The 21,913-nt window shown below is 62.9% G+C and carries 19 protein-coding genes; 7 read left to right on the forward strand and 12 right to left on the reverse strand.

Annotated features, from left to right (window positions below; all coding sequences use genetic code 11):
* Positions 1-4: 4 nt before the first annotated feature.
* Complete coding sequence (locus tag M0639_RS22325; RefSeq protein WP_064073987.1) at positions 5-382, forward strand: DUF952 domain-containing protein; 378 nt, start codon at positions 5-7, stop codon at positions 380-382.
* Here the strand turns inward: M0639_RS22325 and M0639_RS22330 are convergent.
* Positions 379-1,374: a hypothetical protein gene (locus M0639_RS22330; protein ID WP_064073986.1), complete on the reverse strand. Its 996-nt coding sequence runs from the start codon at positions 1,372-1,374 to the stop codon at positions 379-381. The two genes, M0639_RS22325 and M0639_RS22330, sit on opposite strands and share 4 nt — an antisense overlap.
* Before the next feature lie 89 nt (positions 1,375-1,463).
* Here M0639_RS22330 and M0639_RS22335 point away from each other — a divergent pair, with 89 nt between their 5' ends.
* Genes M0639_RS22335 through M0639_RS22345 form a run of 3 tightly spaced genes read left to right on the forward strand, consistent with a single transcriptional unit; the run spans position 1,464 to position 4,124 of the window.
* Positions 1,464-2,039 (forward strand): TetR/AcrR family transcriptional regulator, encoded by a 576-nt coding sequence (locus M0639_RS22335; RefSeq protein WP_007733449.1) that lies wholly within the window; start codon positions 1,464-1,466, stop codon positions 2,037-2,039.
* Between the two features lie 40 nt (positions 2,040-2,079).
* Positions 2,080-2,784 carry a response regulator transcription factor gene (locus M0639_RS22340; RefSeq protein WP_003939853.1) on the forward strand — a complete coding sequence of 235 codons (705 nt, stop codon included), beginning with the start codon at positions 2,080-2,082 and terminating at the stop codon, positions 2,782-2,784.
* Complete coding sequence (locus M0639_RS22345) at positions 2,781-4,124, forward strand: sensor histidine kinase (RefSeq protein ID WP_003939972.1); 1,344 nt, start codon at positions 2,781-2,783, stop codon at positions 4,122-4,124. The genes M0639_RS22340 and M0639_RS22345 overlap by 4 nt, the downstream gene beginning before the upstream one ends.
* A gap of 4 nt (positions 4,125-4,128) precedes the next feature.
* Here the strand turns inward: M0639_RS22345 and M0639_RS22350 are convergent, their stop codons facing one another.
* Positions 4,129-6,405: a SulP family inorganic anion transporter gene (locus tag M0639_RS22350; protein WP_064073985.1), complete on the reverse strand. Its 2,277-nt coding sequence runs from the start codon at positions 6,403-6,405 to the stop codon at positions 4,129-4,131.
* A 324-nt stretch (positions 6,406-6,729) separates the two neighbouring features.
* On the opposite strand from M0639_RS22350, the gene mgrA reads away from it, so the two are divergent.
* Entirely contained in the window at positions 6,730-7,761 is a 1,032-nt protein-coding gene (gene mgrA, locus M0639_RS22355; RefSeq protein WP_042451484.1) for an L-glyceraldehyde 3-phosphate reductase, read from the forward strand.
* 13 nt (positions 7,762-7,774) lie between these two features.
* On the opposite strand, the gene ppk2 is transcribed toward mgrA, so the two are convergent.
* Positions 7,775-8,740 carry a polyphosphate kinase 2 gene (ppk2, locus tag M0639_RS22360; RefSeq protein ID WP_003940295.1) on the reverse strand — a complete coding sequence of 322 codons (966 nt, stop codon included), beginning with the start codon at positions 8,738-8,740 and terminating at the stop codon, positions 7,775-7,777.
* A 210-nt stretch (positions 8,741-8,950) separates the two neighbouring features.
* Between ppk2 and M0639_RS22365 the strand changes: the two genes are divergently transcribed.
* Positions 8,951-11,368 (forward strand): lysylphosphatidylglycerol synthase transmembrane domain-containing protein, encoded by a 2,418-nt coding sequence (locus M0639_RS22365; RefSeq protein ID WP_007733454.1) that lies wholly within the window; start codon positions 8,951-8,953, stop codon positions 11,366-11,368.
* A gap of 9 nt (positions 11,369-11,377) precedes the next feature.
* Here M0639_RS22365 and M0639_RS22370 read toward each other — a convergent pair whose 3' ends face one another.
* The 4 genes from M0639_RS22370 to M0639_RS22385 all read right to left on the reverse strand — a co-directional run bounded on the left by M0639_RS22370 (position 11,378) and on the right by M0639_RS22385 (position 14,249).
* The gene (locus M0639_RS22370) at positions 11,378-11,668 is read right to left on the reverse strand and encodes a hypothetical protein (RefSeq protein WP_042451185.1); all 291 of its coding nucleotides are present in this window, start codon (positions 11,666-11,668) and stop codon (positions 11,378-11,380) included.
* An 11-nt stretch (positions 11,669-11,679) separates the two neighbouring features.
* On the reverse strand, positions 11,680-12,129 hold the full coding sequence (locus M0639_RS22375) for a flavin reductase family protein (protein ID WP_054800653.1): 450 nt from the start codon (positions 12,127-12,129) through the stop codon (positions 11,680-11,682).
* A 49-nt stretch (positions 12,130-12,178) separates the two neighbouring features.
* Positions 12,179-13,345 carry an LLM class flavin-dependent oxidoreductase gene (locus M0639_RS22380; RefSeq protein WP_007733459.1) on the reverse strand — a complete coding sequence of 389 codons (1,167 nt, stop codon included), beginning with the start codon at positions 13,343-13,345 and terminating at the stop codon, positions 12,179-12,181.
* Positions 13,346-13,439: 94 nt separating this feature from the next.
* Positions 13,440-14,249 carry a helix-turn-helix transcriptional regulator gene (locus tag M0639_RS22385; protein WP_007733461.1) on the reverse strand — a complete coding sequence of 270 codons (810 nt, stop codon included), beginning with the start codon at positions 14,247-14,249 and terminating at the stop codon, positions 13,440-13,442.
* A gap of 85 nt (positions 14,250-14,334) precedes the next feature.
* Here M0639_RS22385 and M0639_RS22390 point away from each other — a divergent pair, with 85 nt between their 5' ends.
* On the forward strand, positions 14,335-15,546 hold the full coding sequence (locus M0639_RS22390; RefSeq protein WP_064073984.1) for a low temperature requirement protein A: 1,212 nt from the start codon (positions 14,335-14,337) through the stop codon (positions 15,544-15,546).
* A 10-nt stretch (positions 15,547-15,556) separates the two neighbouring features.
* Here the strand turns inward: M0639_RS22390 and M0639_RS22395 are convergent, their stop codons facing one another.
* The 5 genes from M0639_RS22395 to M0639_RS22415 form a co-directional block, all read right to left on the reverse strand.
* Positions 15,557-16,795 carry a helix-turn-helix domain-containing protein gene (locus M0639_RS22395; RefSeq protein ID WP_064073983.1) on the reverse strand — a complete coding sequence of 413 codons (1,239 nt, stop codon included), beginning with the start codon at positions 16,793-16,795 and terminating at the stop codon, positions 15,557-15,559.
* A 106-nt stretch (positions 16,796-16,901) separates the two neighbouring features.
* Positions 16,902-18,299 (reverse strand): dihydrolipoyl dehydrogenase, encoded by a 1,398-nt coding sequence (gene lpdA, locus M0639_RS22400; protein WP_042451192.1) that lies wholly within the window; start codon positions 18,297-18,299, stop codon positions 16,902-16,904.
* 6 nt (positions 18,300-18,305) lie between these two features.
* Positions 18,306-19,823, reverse strand: coding sequence for a 2-oxo acid dehydrogenase subunit E2 (locus M0639_RS22405; RefSeq protein WP_064073982.1), 1,518 nt, complete (start codon positions 19,821-19,823; stop codon positions 18,306-18,308).
* A 2-nt stretch (positions 19,824-19,825) separates the two neighbouring features.
* On the reverse strand, positions 19,826-20,875 hold the full coding sequence (locus tag M0639_RS22410; protein ID WP_007733466.1) for an alpha-ketoacid dehydrogenase subunit beta: 1,050 nt from the start codon (positions 20,873-20,875) through the stop codon (positions 19,826-19,828).
* Positions 20,876-20,885: 10 nt separating this feature from the next.
* A complete protein-coding gene (locus M0639_RS22415; RefSeq protein ID WP_051649553.1) occupies positions 20,886-21,809 on the reverse strand; it encodes a thiamine pyrophosphate-dependent dehydrogenase E1 component subunit alpha in 924 nt (307 codons plus the stop codon).
* Positions 21,810-21,913: the final 104 nt, after the last annotated feature.

Consider the following 21,913-nt stretch of genomic DNA (forward strand, 5'->3'; position numbering starts at 1 on the left):
CTGCATGACCGGACAACGACTCGTCCACGTCGCTATCGCCGACGACTGGGAAGCATGCAAGCGTTTCGGTGAGTACGAGGTCTCGACGCGCGGAATCAGTTACGACGAGGCAGGATTCATTCGCGCAACGACCCCGGACGCACTCGCTTCGGTGCTCGATCTGGTGTTCGGCGACCTCACATTGCCGCTGGTCGTCGCCGTCATCGATCAGGACGCCCTGACCTCCGCGGGCATCGACGTCGAATGGGAGGCGGAAAAGCCCCGAATCCTCCGACCTCTACCGATGGACGAGGACACCGTGGTCGCCGAACTGGCCGTGGAACGCGTTGACGGGGTCTGGCCGATTCCCGACCTGACCCCGTACGCAAGCTACGCCGGCTAGACCAGCGCAGCCTCCGGTTCGATAACCGGCGCAGACGCCTTCTTCCGGCCGGCAGCCACGCACAGCGCGATCCCGACGGCAATCCAGCACACCAGCACCAGAAGTGGCGTGGTGGCGCCATGGCCGTCGAAGAACGCCATCGAACGGACGGATGCTCCTGCGGCGCCGGGTGGGAGCAGCTGCCCCAATGCGCCCCAGCCTGCGGGCAACCACGCGGCAGTTGTCGCCATCCCCGAGAGTGGGTTTCCGATGAACATCATCGTGACGGCGCCCAACGCGAACCCCTTCATCCCGAGCAGGGATTCGAGCCCCAAAATGGGAAGCGAGATGGCCGAAATACCAACGGCGAGTGTGAGCGCGGTGAGCAGGTAGTTTCCGTCAAGGCTGCTGGTACCGAACTGCAGAATGGCAGTCAGGGCAAAACCCGCGACAACCGCGACGCCGGCAGCGCCCAACACTCGCTTGACAATGCTGCGCGGAAACAGCTGCACGAGAACAACAGCAGGCATGATTCCACCGAACACCAGAGGCAAGGCCAATGCCGTGAGCCCAGCACCGGTCGGGTCGTCCGCCGTCAACGGCACAACGTCTTCGACGGGAACCTTCACCCCCGAACTCTCCGCGAGCCCACTGGCCAGACCGGTCAAGGTTTGGGCGATCGGGGTTCCGCCTGCGGTCGCGATCAACACGTGAGGACCGTTGGCATCAACGGCGATTCCGCCGACCACGTCGCGATTCCGAATCGCGTCACGCAGGGCGTCGGCGTCAGCGAATTCTCGAGTATCGAAGGCGCCTTGCTTACTCGCCTCGAGCGAGGTGCTGATCTGTTCGGTTGCCGCAGCTGGACCGGTGATGCCCAACTTCAGTTCGTGCGGGCCACTGTTGACCGAGGGCAGTACGAAGACAAGCAGCATCAGCCCGATCACGGCGGACAAGCCCAACACCACAGCCACCAACTTCTTGCGGTCCCGTGCTTCGACGTCGGCGTTCATAACTACCCTCCCTAAGTGGAAGTTTTTCCTCCACTATTTGTGGAAGATATTCCTCCGGTTATGATGAACTGTCAATACCGGAGGTGGATGTGCGAGCCGATGCACGTGAACGCAGAAACGCAATAGTCGACGCCGCACGAGCGGTGTTCACCGAGCGCGGGCACGACGCGCCGCTCGATGCAGTCGCAGAACTCGCGAAAGTGGGCATCGCCACGCTGTATCGAAACTTTCCGACGCGCGAGGACCTCGTGACCGCCGTTGCCGTCGCAACACTGACCGATGTCCGCGAGGCTGCCGACATCGCACTCACGGCAATGTCCACCGATCCGATAAACGCGTGGCACACGCTGGTGGACCGCCTCGTGGAACTGCGCCTGGGTGCGCTCATTCCTGCACTGGTGGAACGCAGTTTCACCGAGCTGGCGCCCGAAGTTCTGGCGGTGCGTGAGGTGACGAAAACGAAGATGACCGCGACGATCGGCGCCGCTCAGAGCGCCGGACTGGTTCGCGCCGATCTGCAACCGCTCGAATTCGTAATGGCTCTGGCCAAACTGACGCGCCCGCAAATCGAGTTGTCCGACGAGGCCATGCCGAACCTGGTCCCGCGGTTGGTCGCGGTGTTCATGGCCGGTCTGCGTCCGGACGGTACCGACTTGCCGGTCTGATCGGCGAAACCCGACGTACCAGGCAAGGCACAATGGGGCTGTGACCGAGATACCGAAAATCCTCGTAGTCGACGACGACGCAGACGTCCTGACCTCACTCGAACGCGGATTGCGGCTCTCGGGATTCACCGTACTGACGGCGGTGGACGGCGCCGACGCGCTCCGAGTGATCTCCGACAAGCGACCGGACGCGGTAGTCCTCGACATCAACATGCCGGTGCTCGACGGCACCGGTGTGGTGACGGCGCTTCGTGCCGCCGGCAACGAAATCCCGATCTGCGTGCTCAGTGCGCGCAACTCGGTCGACGATCGCATCGCCGGGCTCGAATCCGGTGCAGACGACTACATGGTCAAACCGTTTGTTCTTGCCGAACTGGTTGCCCGGATCCGCGCAATGCTCCGTCGCAGCAACACTCCGGCCGGCGATCACTCCGAGGGTACGAATACCCTGCGGGTCGGAAACCTCGACATCGATCTCTCCGGTCGCCGGGTTCGTGTCGACGGCAAGGAAGTACCGCTCACCAAACGCGAATTCGAGCTACTCGAAGTGCTCGCACACAATTCCGGCATCGTGCTCACTCGCGAACGTCTCCTCGAACTGGTGTGGGGCTACGACTTCGTCGCCGACACGAACGTCGTGGACGTCTTCATCGGCTATCTGCGTCGAAAGTTCGAATCCGGCGGTTCACCTCGTCTGCTGCATACCGTTCGCGGCGTCGGGTTCGTGCTTCGGGAGAACCCGTGAAGCGTCGCCGCTTCTCACTACGAACTCGCGTTGCCGCGGCCGCGGCACTGGGGGCGACGTTCATCGTCATCGCACTCGGTGTGGTCGTTGCACTGGCTATCGCACGAAACAATTTGGCGCAGTTGGACCGTCGATTGGAGACGGCATCGACGGTCATCGTGGCCAATGCGGCTACAGCGGGACCTTTTCTCGGCGCGTTCGGAGACGGCGGCGCCTTTTCCGTGACCATCCGCTCCGACACCGACGGAACCGTCAAATCCAGTACCCCGACGCGACTGCCCGAACTACCGGTCGGCTCGGCGACCGTCGACGTGGACGGTACGAAGTACCGGGCATATACCGCCGAGGCCGACGGGATCAATGCCCTTGTCTCGCTGGCGGTTCCCTATGCCGAAGCGCGAGACATCACAGTCGACCAACAGCGACAGGTTGCGTTCTTCGGCGTCGGGGCCGTAGCGGCCGCAGCTGCGTTGGGATGGTTGTTCGGTGGCCCGGCGGTGCGCCCCCTCGTGGAGTTGACCCGCCGGATCGCCAGGCGCGATCCCGATCTCGCCACCGAGGTTTCCGGAATCCGTGAAGCGGACGAGCTTGCCGCAGCAGCAGAATCGATGCTCAGCGACGTCGCTCGAGCGCAAGCCGCAACCAACTCCGCCCTTGCCGCCGCCCGAGATTTTGCGTCCGCCTCGGCTCACGAACTCCGAACTCCGTTGACAGCAATGCGAACCGACATCGAAGTGTTGTCCATTCACGACCTCGATCACGAACAAAGACGCGAGATCCTCACAGATCTGGCCCGCGCGCAGGGCCGCGTCGAGTCAACTCTGAGAGACCTCGAGCGCCTGGCGAAGGGTGAACTCTCGACGGCCGAGGATTTCAAGGACACCGATTTGACCGAGGTCTGCGACATCGCCGCCGACGACGCACGCCGACATCATCCTGGGCTCGACGTCGGCGTCGTCACGGTGGATTCCCCACTCCCCTATTGCATCCGGGCCCTTCCCGGCGGAATCCGGTTGATCCTCGACAACGCGATCACCAATGCAGTCCGCCACGGCGGCGCGAGCGCGGTGCGCATCACCCTCGCTCGCCCGGCCGATTCACCAGACACCGTCACGATCACGATCGACGACAACGGTTGCGGAATACCGGCCGAGGAACGCTCGAGCGTGTTCGAGCGCTTCACTCGCGGATCGACGGCAGGCAAGACAGGCTCCGGTTTGGGCCTGGCGCTGGTGGCGCAGCAGGCGGCCCTGCACGGCGGACGGACGACATTTCACGACAGTCCACTCGGCGGGGCTCGCCTGCTGGTCGAACTCAGGGATCAGCCCGGACCCGAATAGCCCTTCAGGTCTCGATCAACTGGCCGATCCCCGACGCTGTCACTTCGATGACCCGAGCCGAGCCGATGTCGAAGAACAGTCCGGCGATACGCAGGCGACCATCCACACGGGCCTGACCGACGAGAGGATGGCGTTCGAGAGTCTGCAATTGGACTGCGACATTGACCATTCCGAGCTGATCGACCTCCGAGAAACCTGCCTCGGCCGCAGCACGCGCGACCGGATGGCCACTCGTATAGGCCTGCAAGCTCGTCTCCGCATGCCGCAGCCATTCACCGACGACTCCCGATTCCGACGGACCGTTGGTCAGGAGTGCTTGCATCGCGCCGCAGCCCGAATGTCCGCACACGACCACCGAACTGACACCCAACTCGTCGATCCCGAAGGCCAGTGCCGCTTCCACCGACGTATCGCGGCCGCCGGCAGGAACCAGGTTTCCGACATTGCGCACGGTGAACAGGTCACCGGGGCCACTGCTCGTGATGATGTTCGGCACCACTCGCGAATCTGCGCAGGTGAGGAAAAGGGAGTCGGGGTTCTGCCCGTCGCGCAACTGATCCATGTGCGGCCGTATCGCTTCGGCGCGATGGCGATGATAGTTGGACACCCCGTCGAGAATGGGCCGCAAGGCCGGCGGGCTGCTCAGATTCCTCCCCGAAGCCTGTGGTTGCCAACTGCCCCACGGCGCGAGCAAGCCGCGCAGGTCGGTGACTGCGGCGCCGCGCTTCGGCGGACCGGTGGTCGCGCTCTCCATACTCACCGAGCCGACTTCGTCGATGATCACCGAACCACCTGCCAACTCGTACTGCCTCGCCCACTCTTCGATGACGTCGAAGACGGCATGGTCGAGGAAGTCGACTGACAGCTCGACGGTGACGTCCGACCGCGGTGGGATTCCGGCGAGCACCGACGTCAGCTTGGGCAGCACCAGGAAGGTGCACGAGCCTTCGACCAGGACGCGCCACTTCCCGGAATCGTTGTCGCCCAACTCTTCTGCGGTGACAGTTGCGCGGATGACACGCCACACCAGGAGGGCGATGGCCAGCGCCAACCCGATCAGGACGCCCTCGAGCAGATTCAAGAACACGACGCCGACCACCGTGATGCCGTACACCCACAGATCACCGGTCCGTCGCGCCAACCGAATGTGCGCCAGCTTGACCAGTTGAATACCGATGACAATCAACAGTCCGGCCAATGCAGACTTCGGAATCTGCTGGACCAACCCGGCGAGCGCAGCCGAGAACAGCAGAATCCACAGGCCGTGCATGATCGACGACGCGCGGGACTTCGCCCCGGCCTCGACATTGGTCGCACTGCGCACGATCACCCCGGTGACCGGAAGGCCGCCGATGGCCCCGGACACCATGTTCGCGGTGCCCTGGCCGAGCATCTCGCGATCGAAGTTCGACCGCGGGCCCGAGTGCATCTTGTCCACGGCCACGGCCGAGAGCAGACTCTCCACACTGGCGATCAGGGCGATGGTGAGGATGCCGGTTGCGACGCCGAGCCACTGGCCGTCGGGCAGAGCGGGGAGGCCGATCGAGTCCAGCAAAGATCCGTCGAGAGCAATACGCTCGACGTCGATCGGCAGCGCCAGCGAAGCGAGAGTTGCCAATACGATGCCCACCAACGCCGCCGGAACCTTGCGGACACCGGCAGGGAGATAGCGCCACCCGAGAAGGGTGGCGATGACGACGAGTCCGATCATCAGGTCCTCGACATGCAAGGCACCGATCTGTGCGGGCAACTGCCGTAGATTGTCCAGCGCCGAGCTGGCCGAGCTTCCACCCAACAACACGTGAACCTGTTGTAGCGCAATGGTGATGCCGATACCGGCGAGCATCGCATGCACCACCACTGGAGCAATAGCCAGCGCCGCACGGGCAATTCGGCTGAGCCCGAACACGATCTGCAGAATTCCGGCGCCGACGGTGATCAGGCAGGTGACTTTCCACCCGAACTTGCCGATCAGTTCGGCGACCACCACGGTCAGGCCGGCTGCGGGACCACTGACTTGCAGCGGTGAACCTCCCACAGCTCCGGCCACCACTCCGCCGACGATTGCGGCGATCAGACCTGCCATGATCGGCGCCCCGGAGGCGATCGCAATTCCCAATGACAGGGGAAGCGCCACCAGGAATACGACCAGCGACGCCGGCACGTCGTATCTGATCAGTTGCTCGAGATATCGCCTGCTTCCACCACCCGGCGGAGACGAATCCCCCACGACGCTCTCGTCTGCGGATGATTGTGCGTGCACTACGGACTGCGTCGACATAGATCTCCTCGCCGGACCCCGGATCCGGCTGCTGGGCAACATGTTCGAAGCGAATCGGCGATCGGTATCGCCGATCGACTGTGACCATGGTAGCCGCGATTCCTTACCGTTCCCTTAGATGCGAGCCCAGACGTGGTCGACGTCACCGCCGCCCGGCACTGTGACTCGAACCTGAACATCGGTCCAAAAGATCGATCGAATTGCTTTAAACCGCAAGCATTTTGACTGACACACCTCCAGCGGCCGGCACACCTGAGCGCCGTCGGCGATAATGGTCGGGAGTGAACGCTCAACCGCAAACACAACGATGTGAAGGCAGGCACCATGTCCGATCAGTACGTCGCCACGCAGGACCGCTACGAAGCCATGCCGTACCGCCGAACCGGTCGGAGCGGTCTCAAACTCCCGGCCATCTCGCTGGGCCTCTGGCACAACTTCGGCGACGACGTACCGATCGAGAACCAGCGCGCAGTTCTGCGGCGGGCATTCGATCTCGGAATCACCCACTTCGATCTTGCGAACAACTACGGTCCCCCGTACGGAAGCGCCGAGACGAACTTCGGCAGGATCCTGCGTGAGGATTTCTCTTCGTACCGCGAGGAATTGGTCATCTCGTCCAAAGCCGGCTGGGACATGTGGCCCGGCCCCTACGGATTCGGTGGTTCCCGCAAGTATTTGCTGTCGTCCCTCGATCAGTCGCTCGGACGACTCGGCGTCGACTATGTCGACATCTTCTACAGCCATCGCCCTGACGCCGAAACTCCGATCGACGAGACCGCAGGCGCCCTGATCAGCGCTGTCCAGCAGGGCAAGGCCCTGTACGCGGGTATCAGTTCGTACTCGCCGGAGCGCACCCGTGAAATCGCCGCACTGCTCGCCGCTGCGGGGGTTCCGCTCTTGATCCACCAGCCGAGCTATTCGATGCTGAACCGCTGGATAGAGCAGGACCTGCTGTCGGCTGTCGACGATCTCGGCGTCGGCGTCATCGCGTTCTCACCACTCGCTCAAGGCATGCTCACCGATCGCTATCTGAACGGCGTCCCCGAGGATTCCCGTGCAGCTCAAGGTAAGTCACTGGATCCGTCGTGGTTGACCGACGACGCTCTCACCCACATCCGCGCGCTCAACGACATCGCGGCAGACCGCGGCCAGTCGCTGGCTCAGCTGGCACTGAGCTGGGCACTCCGCGATTCGCGGGTCACCTCGGTACTGATCGGTGCGTCCAGTGTCGCCCAACTCGAAGCCAACGTCGGCGCGCTCGACAATCTCGAATTCAGCGCAGCCGAACTGGCCTCCATAGATCAGCACGCCAAGGACAGCGGCATCAATCTGTGGGCAGAGGCCAGTTCGATCTGAGCGATCACCTGCGCTAGAGCTGAGGCAACTCCACGTTCACGTGCTCGCCCTCTTCGAATACGGCCGACGCCGGCCCGACGATCAAGGGATCCGGAGTACCGACAGCCCGGTGATCCTTGTTGGGATAGTCGAAGCTGGCGAGCACGTGACGCATCGCCTCGAGGCGAGCGCGCTTCTTGTCGTTGCTCTTGATCACCGTCCAGGGCGCATCCCCGGTATCGGTGTAGAAGAACATGGCTTCCTTGGCCTGGGTGTAGTCGTCCCACTTGTCGAGCGAAGCCAGATCGGTCGGTGAGAGCTTCCACTGACGCACCGGGTCCGTTCGGCGGGCCGCGAACCGCGCCAACTGCTCTTCGCGGCTGACCGAGAACCACAGCTTGTGCAGATGAATCCCGGAGTTGACGAGCATCCGCTCGAAGTCCGGGGTCTCTCTCATGAACTCGAGATACTGCGTCGGCGTGCAGTAACCCATCACTCGTTCGACGCCGGCGCGGTTGTACCAGGACCGGTCCATCATCACTATCTCGCCGCCGCTTGGTAGGTGTGCGACATAGCGTTGGAAATACCACTGCGTCCGCTCGATGTCGGTGGGCTTCTCGAGCGCGACCACGCGGGCTCCACGGGGATTGAGATGCTCGGTGAATCTCTTGATCGACCCGCCCTTACCGGCAGCATCGCGACCTTCGAAGATGATGAGCACCTTCTGACCGGTTTCCTTGACCCACAGCTGCAGCTTGAGCAACTCGATCTGCAGACGCCGCTTCTTCCGCTCGTACTCGCGGCGCGACATCTTCTTCTCGTACGGATAGCCCTGCTTCCAGGCATCCGCGAACTCCGAAGGCTCCAGCACGCCGAGCTTGTGCTTGAGACTCGACAGCTCGTCGATCTCGGCCGCGTAATCCTCGGTGACGGAAATTCTGGTCGACGGGGTCGGCAGGTCAGGAACCCGACCGTCCACACCGCTGGCGTCGGGGCTCATGAATACGCACTCCCTGTCGTCGAAATGAACGAACGTCCGGAAAGTGAATTTTACGCGCCGAAGCCCGCTCCCGCGGGTCCGAAGAGAATGTTGCTTGGCATCGAGGAGGTAACGACAGGTCCGGCTTCCCAGTCGCCGAACCCTCACGCGGTACCTTGATCGAGGTAACTGAGACGGTCGGTAACCCCGAGAGAAGAGAGTTCTGGCGAGATGCGAGTAGACGGACGGGAGATCCCGGTAACGGGAAGCCTCCTGCCACCACTGCACCGCCGTACGAGCGACATCATGCGGGTTGCGATCGCTGCTGTGCTGCTCGGCGGCGTGATCGCGGGATCTCTGATCACTCGAAGTCAGTGGGACGCCCTCGAAACGTCGGTGTCCAACATCGTCGGTGTTCTCTCGCCGAGCCTGTCCGACACTGTGTACCTGCTCTACGGCATCGCAATTCTGGCGCTACCGTTCGCCATCCTGATCGGCCTGATCGTCGGGCGCCGGTGGAAGTTGCTGGCCGGATACGCCGCCGCCGGCCTGTGCGCCGGTGTCGCGCTGTCCTTCACCGGAACAGGCCTGGCGGCACCGAAATGGCACCTCGACGTGCCGGACCGACTCGACGCCACCTTCCTGTCTCAATTCCTCGACGATCCGCGATGGATCGCGATGCTCGCGGCGGTGCTCACCGTCTCGGGCCCGTGGCTTCCGAAGAAGTGGCGACGAGCCTGGTGGACGCTGCTTCTGCTCTTCGCTCCCATCCATCTGATCGTCAGCTCGATCGTTCCCGCACGATCGATGCTGGGTCTCGCCGTCGGTTACCTGATCGGCGCGGTGATCGTTCTCGCCGTCGGCACCCCTGCCCTCGAAGTGCCGTTGGACTCGGCAGTACGCGTACTCGCGCGGCGCGGTTACCGCGTCACCGCGTTCCGCGTCGTGAGTCCCTCGGGAATCGGGCCTCTTGTCATGTCCGCAGCCATCGATCAAGCACCGGACGACGAACCTTTCGACGAACTCGTCGTCGAGTTGTACGGACAGAACCAGCGAAGCAGCGGAGCAATTCGACAGACGTTCCGTTGGATCTCGTTCCGGAACCGTGAAACTCCGCCGCCCTACGGATCACTTCGTCGCGCCGTCGAACACCGAGCGCTCATGGGTATCGCGTTCGCCGACATCGGTCTGGCCAGTTCCAAGGCCGTCGCAATCTCGGTACTCGATCGCGGGTGGGAGATGTACGCGCGCCCGAGTCCTCGTGGCATCCCCCTTGCCGTCGCCGTCGAGAACCAGGCGGGCGAGGAAGAATCCACCAAACTGATCGACGCGCTGTGGCAAACACTGCATACCGCTCACGTGCACCAGATGGCGCACGGCGACCTGCGCGCTTCCGAGATTCGTGTCGAAGGCGGAACCATCCTCTTCGGCGGGTACGCGTACTCCGAATTCGGCGCCACCGAAGTTCAGATGCAGTCCGACAACGCACAACTTCTCTTCGCCACCGCATCATTGTTCGGGGTCGATGCAGCGGTGGACGCCGCGATTCGAGCGCAAGGCGCAGACACGATTCTCGCCGCCTCCGGCCGATTGACCACCGCTGCATTGCCCAACCGAATTCGGCGAACGGTCACGGATTCCGCAAAACTGATGACCGAGATCCGAGACGAGGTCGGTGCCAAGAACGGGATCGAAAAGGTCGCTCCCGCACAGGTCACCCGATTCAGTCGCAACCAGCTGATCCAGCTCGTTCTGCTCATCGGTCTGGTCTACGTCGCCTACCCCTTCATCAGCCAGGTCCCCGCGTTCATCACCGAACTGAAGACGGCCAACTGGTGGTGGGCACTGCTCGGCCTCGGCGTCTCCGCACTGACGTACGTCGGCGCGGCTGCGGCCCTGTGGGCCTGTGCGTCGTCGATGGTCAGTTACCGCAACCTCTTGATCATGCAGGTGGCCAACACCTTTGCGGCGACGACAACTCCGGCCGGAGTTGGCGGGCTAGCGCTGAGCGTGCGGTTCCTGCAGAAGGGCGGGCTCGGTACCGTCCGCGCAACGGCCGCAGTCGCGCTGCAACAGACGGTTCAGGTGGTCACCCACGTCGGCTTGCTGATCTTCTTCTCGATCGTCGCCGGACGTGATACGAACCTCTCGCACTTCATCCCGGGATCCACTGTTCTGTACCTGGCGGGCGGCGTAGCACTCGGAGTTCTCGGTGCATTCATGTTCATTCCGAAACTCCGTGGGTGGCTGCGCGACGATCTGCGTCCTCAGATCACCGAGGTGTTGGGTGAACTGAGCCAACTCGCGCGAAACCCGACCCGCTTCCTCATCATCGTGGGCGGCAGCGCCGCAACAACTCTGGGTGCCGCCCTGGCTCTGTGGGCGAGCGTCGAAGCATTCGGCGGCGGAACGACGTTCATCACCGTCACCATCGTGACGATGATCGGTGGGACGCTCGCCTCGGCGGCTCCGACACCGGGTGGCGTCGGAGCCGTCGAGGCCGCCCTCATCGGTGGTCTGTCCGCATTCGGACTGCCGGCAAGTATCGCGGTCCCGTCGGTCCTGCTCTACCGAGTGCTGACCTGCTGGCTCCCTGTGTTCTGCGGTTGGCCGACACTGCGGTGGCTGCAGAAGAACGACATGGTCTGAGCCGTTCCGCTACTTTTGGCGAACGACGTGAGCCTGCAGTGCTTCACCGTCCTCGTCCACCCAGCCTTTGCTCTGGGCGTAGTCGACCATCGCGGCAACACCTTCGACGTCCGTGGTGCTCTCGCGAACGCGGGCTACCGAGATGAATGCACTACCACCGCTGACGTATCCGTAATCCTGAAGGCGCAAGAGTTCGTCCAGTTCGGCTTCGGAGATGTCGGCACTCACCTCGACGTGAAAGGCCTTCAGGTTGTCCACATCGTGGATGCTGACGCGGCCGTCGTCCACCAGTACATACATGGCTCTCCTTCCTAGAGCACTGACGTCGGTGCGTGCGTACCGAATACACGCCGGTGGTAGGTCAGTGGATTCGACTCGCGGTGCTCGACCTCGTTCACCGATCCTGTCACGATCTTGTGATCACCACCGTCCACGACGGCATCAACGGTGCACGCGATCCAGATGGATACGTCCGGCAGTCTCGGAACACCGAGATGCTCCGCCCACTCGACACCGTCGAACTTCGCACGGCCCTTCCTCGCAAAGGCAACCGCCAGTGAGCTTTGCGCGGTCCCGAGGACATTGATCGCGAACCTCCGCGTTCCTTCGATGAGGCCGAGAACTTCCGACTGTCGATCCAGAGCCACCGCGGTCATCGGCGGGTCCATCGACAACGACATGAATGCGCTGACCGTCGTGCCGTGCGGCCGGTCGCCGTCCATTGCCGTGACGACGGCGACCGGTGAGCACACGTGCGCCATGGCTTCTCGAAAACGCAACGCCCGGTTGCCCTGTGGGACATTCACGATGTCAGCCCTTGTCTGCCAACTCTTGTGCGTACTTCTTCGTCATGTGGTCGACGGCGTCGAGTTGCGCCTTTGCATGCCCTTCCCTGACAGCGCGCGCGTGAGCTGCCGCGTCGAGCGTCGCCTGCGCCTGCCCTTGGAAGTGCGGAAAGACCTCCTGCGCGAACAACTCTGCCGAACGTCGGGTGTCCTGCGGGTTCGCCCAATCGTGACCCATCTGCAGCATGCAGCCGAAACCACCGGACTGGTCCCACAGCCGTTGTACCTGACGTCTGGCCTGCTCCGGTGTGCCGATGACACCGATCCCGGCCTCGTTGATGAAGTCGATCATCTCGCTCAGACGCGCACCGGAGACCGCCATCTGAGGGAAGGCCGCGACGTGCTGGAAATAGTCGAACCACTCCTCGATGCCGTACTCGACCTGCTTGCGTGCTTCCGCCTCGGTTTCGGCGATGTGGAAAGGTCCGGCAAGAGACCACTGCCGACGATCCACCGTCGTCCCGTTGACCTCAGCGCGTTCCTCCATCACATTCCAGTGGTGCGCCAAGGCGTCGAAACCGTCGGCGGACAAGGTTGCTCCGATGGAGAGCAGACCGAGACCGTGCGTACCGGCCAGGCGAGGTCCTGTCGGGGAGGCCACTGCGGCCACGGTGATTTCGATGCCGTTCTCCGAGTACGGAGCGAGCTGCAGCTTGGCGTCGTACAGCTCGTGGGTTCGTGTCTTCGCGGAAACCGTCTCGCCACGAAGAAGGCGCACGACGATGTCGAGGTTCTCCTGCAACAACTCTCGGGTGTCCGTCGGGTTCAGACCGATCATCGCCGAGTCGGTGGGCAACGAACCGGGCCCGACTCCGAAGATGGTGCGCCCCTGAGTCAGGTGATCCAACTGCATGATTCGATCCGCTGCCCACAGCGGGTTGTGATACGACAACGACGTGACACCCGTGCCGAAACGAATCCGAGGTGCGCGCTGCGAGGCTGCAGCGATCATGATTTCCGGCGACGCGATGATCTCGCTTCCGGCAGAGTGATGCTCACCGAACCACGCCTCGTCGTAGCCCAACCGGTCGAGGTACTCGACCAGTTCGAGATCACGCTGCAGTGCGGCGGTGGGATTGCGTCCGGGGACGTGGAACGGTGCCATGAAATACCCGAAACGAAGCCTACTCATGAGTTCTCCTAGTGCTGTGGGCCAACTCCTGGCCGTGCACCGAAAACGCTATCCGTGCCGTGACCGCGGTCACAGTGCACGAAAGTGGACAATCTCAAGCGCGTTGATCGGCAAGTTTCTGCGCGTAGACCAACTTCACGAACTCGGCACGGTTGCGAACGCGCAGAAGAGCAAGGATGCGGCTTACATACTTCTTCACCGTGTCCGGACTCAGCGACAGGATCACCGCGATCTCGTCGTTGGTATGGCCGTCCGCCAACAACTCCGCGAGATCGATCTGCCGGGGCGTCAGCTTCTCTCGCCATCCCGGCTCGCGTTGCCCGGGCAGCGTCTGACACAACAGCGACAATTGCTTGCCCAGAATGCCCAAGCCCACGATGTCGCGCCCCGACAGATCCTTGCCTTCTGAATCGAAAATCCCCACCAGACCGTGACCGCCGTGGGCCAACTGGAGATGCATCACCGACGCGCTGTGAAGGCGTTTGCGATAGAGGAAATCTCGCAGGTACGTCGCCGACTGTGAAGGGACGTCGGCCAACTGAGTGTGCGTGATGGCGGGAGATGCCAACAGCGTTGCCCGCGATTGCGCCGTCGCAAAAACGTCGTCGAGGTACCAGTGCGCTTGGTACTCGTCGAGGATCGGCGTGATCCGCCCGGTCGTCACCGGATCCGGGTCGGCGAAAGCCGTCGTGAAGGTCGGGCCGGCAAGGAAGGTGGTGTTGGGACAGCGGTAGTGATCATGGAGCGCGACCATGAGGAGATCCTTGAGCTGATCGAGCGTTCTCGCGGCCGAGCAGTAGTCGAAGACAGCGAAGACACGGTCGTAGTCCGCAGCGGACAGAGCGACGTCACCGCTACCGTGCACGTCGACCACCTCACCCGAACTATGATCCAGATCACTCATCGGACAGCATATGCATTACTTCGAGAAAACGGACAACTTCGCCGCCTACCAGCACTGTTGATGCCGATAACCGATACTGAGCTGTATGTCGGAACTCGGAAATGAACCAGACTCGAAGCAGAAGGCGGTGCTCGAGCGACACGCGTCATGGATCGAATTGTTCTTCGACCTCGTCGTGGTTGCCGGTATCGGTCAGCTGGCTCACCTGCTCCACGGTTCACCGTCGTGGTCGGATGTCGCGCTCTACGCGTTGCTCTATCTCGCGTTCTGGACCGCCTGGGCGACGTTCACGATGTACGGCAACGTTGCCGGTGACCGTGTCCGAATCCCGAGCATGCTGATCGCTATGTTCGGACTGGCCGTCATGATGGCGGCCGTGGCCGGCATCCACGACAACCATGCGCTGGCCTTCGCTGTCGCCTACGTGGCCGTACGTCTGCTGGCGAGTCGGGTGTGGCACAACGGTCAGATCGTCGTCGACTGGCCGATCGCCCAGATGTCACTCGGTGTGATTCCGTGGATCGTCTCGTTCTGGTTCGAGGGTGACACCCGCTTCTGGCTCTGGACTGCCGGTGTCACCATCGACCTGCTGATCATGTTCGTCGTCTCCGGCAGCGCGATCATGGAAGACGCGCAGGAAAAGCTCGACCGCATCATCAAGGTCCGCGGGTTCAAGGACGACCGGATGCCCGAACTCGAAGCCCTGCACTCCGATCGGGCCCACCTTGCCGAGCGATTGGGCCTGTACGTCATCATCGTGCTGGGCGAGGGTGTGATCCTCGTGATTTCTGCGGCCTCGAAGCTCACCTGGGACTCGACGGTGGTCAGCCTCGCAGTCGGATCGTTTGTCCTGCTCTCGGGCATGTGGGCTCTCTCGCTTCTCTACGGCCACGCCGGTGTTCCGCACCTGCAGGCCGAGAAGTTTCCCGCTCGCATCGACATGGCACTGCACTGTTTCACCACCGGCGCTATCGCGGTTCTGGTCGCGGGACTCGGAGCGGCAACCGAACACGGTGCGGAGCACACGCCCGCGAACCTGCGGTGGTTGTTGTGCGGAAGCATCGCAGTCTATTTCGGAATCAGCCTGGTGGCAGGGCTGTTCGCGCGATCGGACCGACGGTGGCTGCTCGGCTGGGCGCTCCCCTGCACCGCCGTCCCCATCGTCATGGGCATTGTCGGCACGCACATGAGCGCCACGTGGATCATCTGGGTGCTGGTGGCCACCGTGACCTGGCAGAACGGCTACGAGTACGCGCAGGTGCGGCGTTCGCGCCGCTCTGCTGTGCGCCTTTATTAACCCCCCGCGGTTAATAAAGGCGCACAGTAGGGGCGGTTTTCACCCTCACCGCCGGGTCGAAGCGATAGGGCTGAGCCAACAGGATTCCGGCCAATCGCTTACGCAACCTCGACATCTCGGCCCGGACGGTCACCGTCTTGCGCGGATCGCCGAACAACTGTGAGGCGAGCTGCGAGGCCGTGAGGCCCTCGGGCGCCTGTGTCAGAGCCACGAGGATCTGCGAATGGCGCGGGCTGAGGTCGATGCTCCAGCTCCCCATTGCCGAGGAGTACCGCAATTCCATCGCATTCGGATCTTGCACATCCAATTCGACTTCGGCACAAACCGTTCCGGACGCCGGATCCATTTGAGGGCGGACGAGCCAACCACCCGGAAGCGGCTCGCACATACATAGTCCGAGCGACGGGAGCCAATGCTCGCCGCTGCTCATCACTTTCGGCAGTGCGATTCTGTAGATCGGCGCCATCGAGTCCACCGCCGCGACCCAGCCACTGCGGTCCACGACCACTGTCGGCTGACTCGCACGAGCCAGCGTCGATGCCGAGATCATCCGGAGCTGATCCAATCCGATTCGATGCTTCTCCCGCAGTGCGGATTCCGCCAGCCTGGCCACACTGTCCACCAGAGCGAGAGTCGACGGGTGGACCGTGTCTGCTGCGCCGGCGACGTTCACGACGGCGATGGCCCGGCGACTACGCGGATCTCGAACCGTCGCCCCGGAGCAGGTCCACGGATGCTGCGAGCGCGAGTAGTGCTCGGCCGAGAACACCTGCACTGCCGAACCTGATGCCAAGGAAGTGCCGATCCCGTTGGTACCAACAGCTTCCTCGGTCCACGACGCACCCTCGATCATCCCGAGCCGTTCGGCCCGATCCAACATTCGACTGGACCCGTGTCGCCAGAGGATACGTCCGTAGCGGTCCGCCACCACGATCAGATTCGCGTCGTCCGGGCCGACGAGTGGTGCCAGACCGTGCACCGCCTCGCCGAAGATCTCCGCCATGCCGGCTGCGCGTCTGCCTTCTTCGATCTCGGATTCGCGGCCGGTCTCGGTGATCGAGCACCGGTCCGGATCGAGTCCGAGCGCACGCAAACGCGACCACGAATTCGCGATGACGGAGCGCGGACGCGCAGGCGGCTTGCGTCCCGACATCGTTGCTTCGTACACGGATTCGAGAACACGTGCGTACTGCGCCGGGTCTTCACCACTGGCCAGGGCCGGTTCGAGTCGATTCGTTTCGCCGATCACACTCCAGTCCTATGTGACGGGGTCTTCGAAAGCGAGCGTTGCACCCGGTTGCAGAGTTGTTCGCGTGCGTGAACGAAAGGACGGCGTTCACGCACGCGAACGGTGCTCACGCGTTGAGGGGTCTCCCCAGCGCCGAGAGCACAGACTCGTGCATTGCCTCCGAGAGCGTCGGATGAGCAAACACGACCTCGGCGAGATCCTCGCCGGTGGCTTCGAGGGATCGAGCGATACCGAAACCCTGAATCTGCTCGGTCACATCCGGACCGACCATGTGCGCGCCGAGAAGTTCCCCGGTATCGGCGTCGAAGATCGTCTTGACGAAGCCTTCGGCCTCGCCGATCGCCAGTGCCTTGCCGTTCGCCTGCAGGTCGAAGTGTCCGACCCGCAGCGCGCGACCAGTACCGGCGCACTGCTTCTCCGTCAGACCCAGGCTCGCCACCTGTGGGCGGGCATACGTGCATCCCGGAACGTAGTCGCGATCGAGCGGATGAACGTCGGGCACGCCCGCCAGCTTTTCGACGCACAGGACAGCTTCGTGACTTGCCTTGTGCGCCAGACATGGAGCGCCCGCGACGTCACCGATCGCATAGATCCCGAAAGCGCTGGTACGGCACCACTGGTCTGTGACGATCGCACCGCGCTCGATCTCGACGCCCAGAGCCTCCAACCCCAGATCCTCGACGTTGCCGGTGATTCCGGCCGCCACCAACACCCGGTCCACGGTCAACGACTCGACACCGTCGCTCGTCTGCACATTCACCTGGACGGCGTCGTCGCCGACGGTCACCGCCGACACCGAGGCTCCGGTGTGAATCGTGATGCCACGCTTCTCGAACTGCTTGCGAACGAAGGCCGAGATCTCTTCGTCCTCGACCGGCATGATGTGTGGTGCCATCTCGACGATGGTCACCTCGGTTCCGAGATCGCGGTACAGGCTGGCGAATTCGACTCCGATCGCGCCGGACCCGATCACGAGCAGCGACTTCGGCAGTTCCTTCGGGACGAGCGCGTCGAAGTAGGTCCACACCCGATCACCGTCGGGGGCAACGCCGGGAATCGAACGCGGCCGGGCACCGGTTGCAATGATCACGTGGTCGGCTCGATACGTCTGTCCTCCCACGGATACGACGCCTTTGTCCACCAACTTCGCGGCGCCTGAGATGACGTCGACGCCGTTCTTCTTCATCAGATAGGCAACACCGCCGGACAACCTCTCCGAAACCCCTCGGCTGAACGATACCAACTTCGAGATGTCGAACTGGACAGACGCCGAACTGAATCCGTATGTGTCGAGTTCACTCAAGGTATGCGCGACGTCCGCGCCGTGCAGCATCGCCTTGGTGGGGATACAACCCCAGTTGAGGCAGATACCTCCGAGGCGATCACGTTCTACCAGCGCGACGTTCAACCCCAACTGGGCAGCCCGGATCGCCGCCACGTAACCACCGGGGCCGCCACCGATGACAAGAACGTCGTACTTATGCGACGTATTGTTTTCCACCACAGCCCCTTACACCAACATCAGCGCGGGAGAAGCGACAAAGCGCTGGAGCTCCCGAAGGAAGGTCGCACCCAGGGCTCCGTCGATAACCCGGTGATCGCACGAGAGGGTCACGGTCATCACGGTCCGGGCAGAAACACTGTCACCGACCACCACCGCGCGCTTCTCCCCCGCACCTACGGCAAGGATCGCTCCCTGGGGCGGATTGATGATCGCGTCGAATGCCTTGATCCCGAACATGCCGAGGTTGGACACCGTGAAGGTTCCGCCCTGGAATTCTTCGGGACGAAGTTTGCCGGTCTTCGCCTTGGTGGCCAACGAGAGCACCTCACCCGAGATGTCCGCCAACGACTTGGTATTCGCGCTACGCACGATGGGCGTGATCAGCCCGGTCGGAAGTGCAACTGCCACCGAGACATCCGCCGACGCGAATCGAAGAACCGATTCGTTCGCGGCATCGAACTGGACGTTCACGTCCGGCACCTTCATCAGTGCAGCGGCGCAAGCCTTCACGATGAAGTCGTTGACCGACAGCTTGACCGCCGGGACGGTCAAATTGATCTCCTTGCGCAGAGCGAGAAGCGCATCGAGCTCGAGGTCTGCGGTGAGCCGGAAATGGGGTGCCTGCTGCTTGGACGCCTGCAACCTACCGGCGATTGCCGATCGCATGGGGGTGAAAGGAATTGTGTCGTACTCGGGTTCGGCCGCAACAGATTCGGTCTCAGCCGCCGCCTCGGGCAGGAGCTGCGCGGAACGAGCGGCGTCGTGCACGTCGGCGACGCAGACGCGCCCCCGCGAACCCGTCGGACGACAGTCATGCAGGTTGACCCCCAGTGATCGGGCAGTTCTGCGTGCGACCGGGGTGGCAGGCACGGCACTGTCGTCGGCGGTCGATCGCAGCGGGAGGCCGGATCTCGCGGCCGGCACTACCGGCGCAACAGTGCCACCGGCGTCACGAATCGCGTCGTCGATGTCGCGGACACTGATCCGCCCGAGGGGACCGGTACCCACTACGGCGGCGAGATCGATTCCGAGCGATTCCGCACGTCGGAGTGCGCGAGGACTCGCAAACACATCGTCCTGCGTCGTGCCTTGCAGAACGCTCGGTACGACGGTGGAACCGGTTGGTACAGGTTTCGCTGCAACAACCACCTTCGCAGCCGGTGTAGCCGCAGGTGTCACGGGAGCCGCCGGCGCAGCAGCTGGTGACGGTGCCGGCTCTTCCGCCGGCGCGGTTGCGCCGCGGGCGGCGAGGAACTGCTCGATCTCCGCATCCGTCGCGGACGCATCGGCGGATACACCGATCACGGCGCCGACGGGCAGAGTCTGCCCAGGCGTGCCGACGATCTTGCGGAGAACACCGTCGAACGGCGCCTCGAGCTCGTTGGTGATCTTGCTGGTCTCGATCTCACAGATCAACTGGCCCTTGGTGAACGAGTCACCTTCCCCGATGAGCCAGGCGTTGACCAACCCCTCCTCCATGGAGAGCCCCCATTTGGGGATGTCGATAGCTTTGATGTCAGCCATGATCAGGCTCTCACCAGCTTGCGAACCGACTCTTCGATGCGCGCCGCGTCAGGCAGCCAGGCAGTTTCGAGGGTTGGGGAGAACGGAACCGGCGTGTGCGGCGGCGTGATCAGTTCGATCGGCGCTTTCAGGTAGTTGAATCCCTTGGTGGCGATCAGCGCGGCTACGTCGTGCCCGAAACCGCAGCGGGCGGCGGATTCGTCGACGATCACGACCCTTCCAGTCGATGCGACGGATTCGAGGATGCCGTCCTCGTCCAATGGTGAGACGGTACGAGGATCGACAACCTCGACCGAAATACCCTCGGCGGCCAGCTTGTCCGCTACGTCGTTGGCGCGGTTCACCATTGCGGACAACGCGATGATCGTGACGTCGTCGCCCTGCCTGGTGTAGTTGGCGACGCCGAACGGAATCGCGTACGGCTCGTCCGGCACTTCGTCCTTGAGGTCGTAGAGAACCTTGTGCTCACAGAAGACGACGGGATCGTCGTCCCGGATGGCTTGGATGAGAAGGCCTTTGGCGTCGTAGGCATTGGACGGAGCGACTACCTTCAGACCAGGCACCGCCGCGAACACGTTGTACGGAGACTGAGAGTGCTGCGCAGCGGCGGAGAAGCCTGCGCCGATCATGCCTCGCACCACCAGCGGGGTTCTGGCCTTGCCACCGAACATGTAGCGGAACTTGGCAGCCTGGTTGTAGAGCGCGTCGTAGGAGACTCCGAAGAAGTCCATGAACATCAGCTCGGCGACCGGCCTCAGTCCGGTCAGTGCGGCTCCGGCAGCCATTCCGATGATCGCGGATTCGGTGATCGGGGTATCGATTACACGCTCCGATCCGAACTCCGTCCACAATCCCTTGGTGACACCCAGGACACCGCCAAATGCCTCGATCTTCTTCGTCTCCAGATCGGGATTGGTACCGGCATGCCCACCCCGTACGTCCTCACCGATGAGAACGACGCTCGGGTCGCGTTGCATTTCTTGGGCGATGGCCTCTTTGACGGCCTCGCGGTAGGTCTTCTTCGACACGTTCTCGGCTTCCACGCTTGTCATCTCGGGCTCCTCAGTACGACACGTAGACATCGGTCAGCAGATTCTCGACGGGTGGATACGCCGCGGCACGCGCCTTCGCTACCGCCTCGTCCACCAGCACTCGCGACTGCTCGTCCACCGCGTCCAGATCAGCAGTGCTGACCTTCTTCACATCCACGCTGCTACGGAAATTCTTGAGCGGATCCTTGGTTTCCCGTAGTTGCGCAACCTGTTCCGCCGTGCGGTACAGCTGCGCGTCACCCTCGAAGTGGCCGTGCCAACGGAATGCCGCCGCCTCGATCGTGGTGGGGCCACCGCCGGTCCTGGCGCGCTCGGATGCTTCCGCCATCGCGTCGTAGACCGCGAAGAAGTCGGTGCCGTCCACCTTGACGGCAGGCATGCCGAAGGATGCGGCGCGCGCGGCGATGTCGGGTGCACCAACTGCGTAGTCGGTTCCGGTGGCCTCACCGAATCCGTTGTTCTCGATCACGAAGACGATCGGAAGATCCAGCACCACAGCCATGTTCATCGCCTCGAAGACGGTTCCCTGGTTGGATCCACCGTCACCCGTGAACGACGCTGCGATGACACCGTTTCGAAGCGTCTTACCACTCAGTGCAGCGCCGATCGCCAACGACGGGGCTCCGCCGACAATCGCGTTGGCGCCGAGCATTCCCACGGACAGGTCGGCGATGTGCATCGAGCCGCCCTTACCGCGACACAGGCCGTCGTCCTTGCCGAAGATCTCGGCCATCATGCCGTTCAGATCGCAGCCCTTGGCGATGCAGTGCCCGTGACCGCGGTGAGTGGATCCGATGTAATCGGCGTCGCTCAGGTTCTCGCACACTCCCACCGCGATGGCTTCCTGGCCCGAGTAGAGGTGAATGAAGCCGGGGATGTCACCGGTTGCATTCTCTTCGTGCAGTCGATCCTCGAACGCACGGATGCGCGACATCTTCTCGTACGCCTTCAGCAATGCATCCCGGTCCAGCCCCGAATGAGGCTTGGCGCCGGTCTTTTTCGATCCTGGGGTTGTCGGCTTCTGCGCCGTCCGTTGAA

It is taken from the genome of Rhodococcus qingshengii JCM 15477 (assembly GCF_023221595.1).
GTDB classification, from domain to species: domain Bacteria; phylum Actinomycetota; class Actinomycetes; order Mycobacteriales; family Mycobacteriaceae; genus Rhodococcus_F; species Rhodococcus_F qingshengii.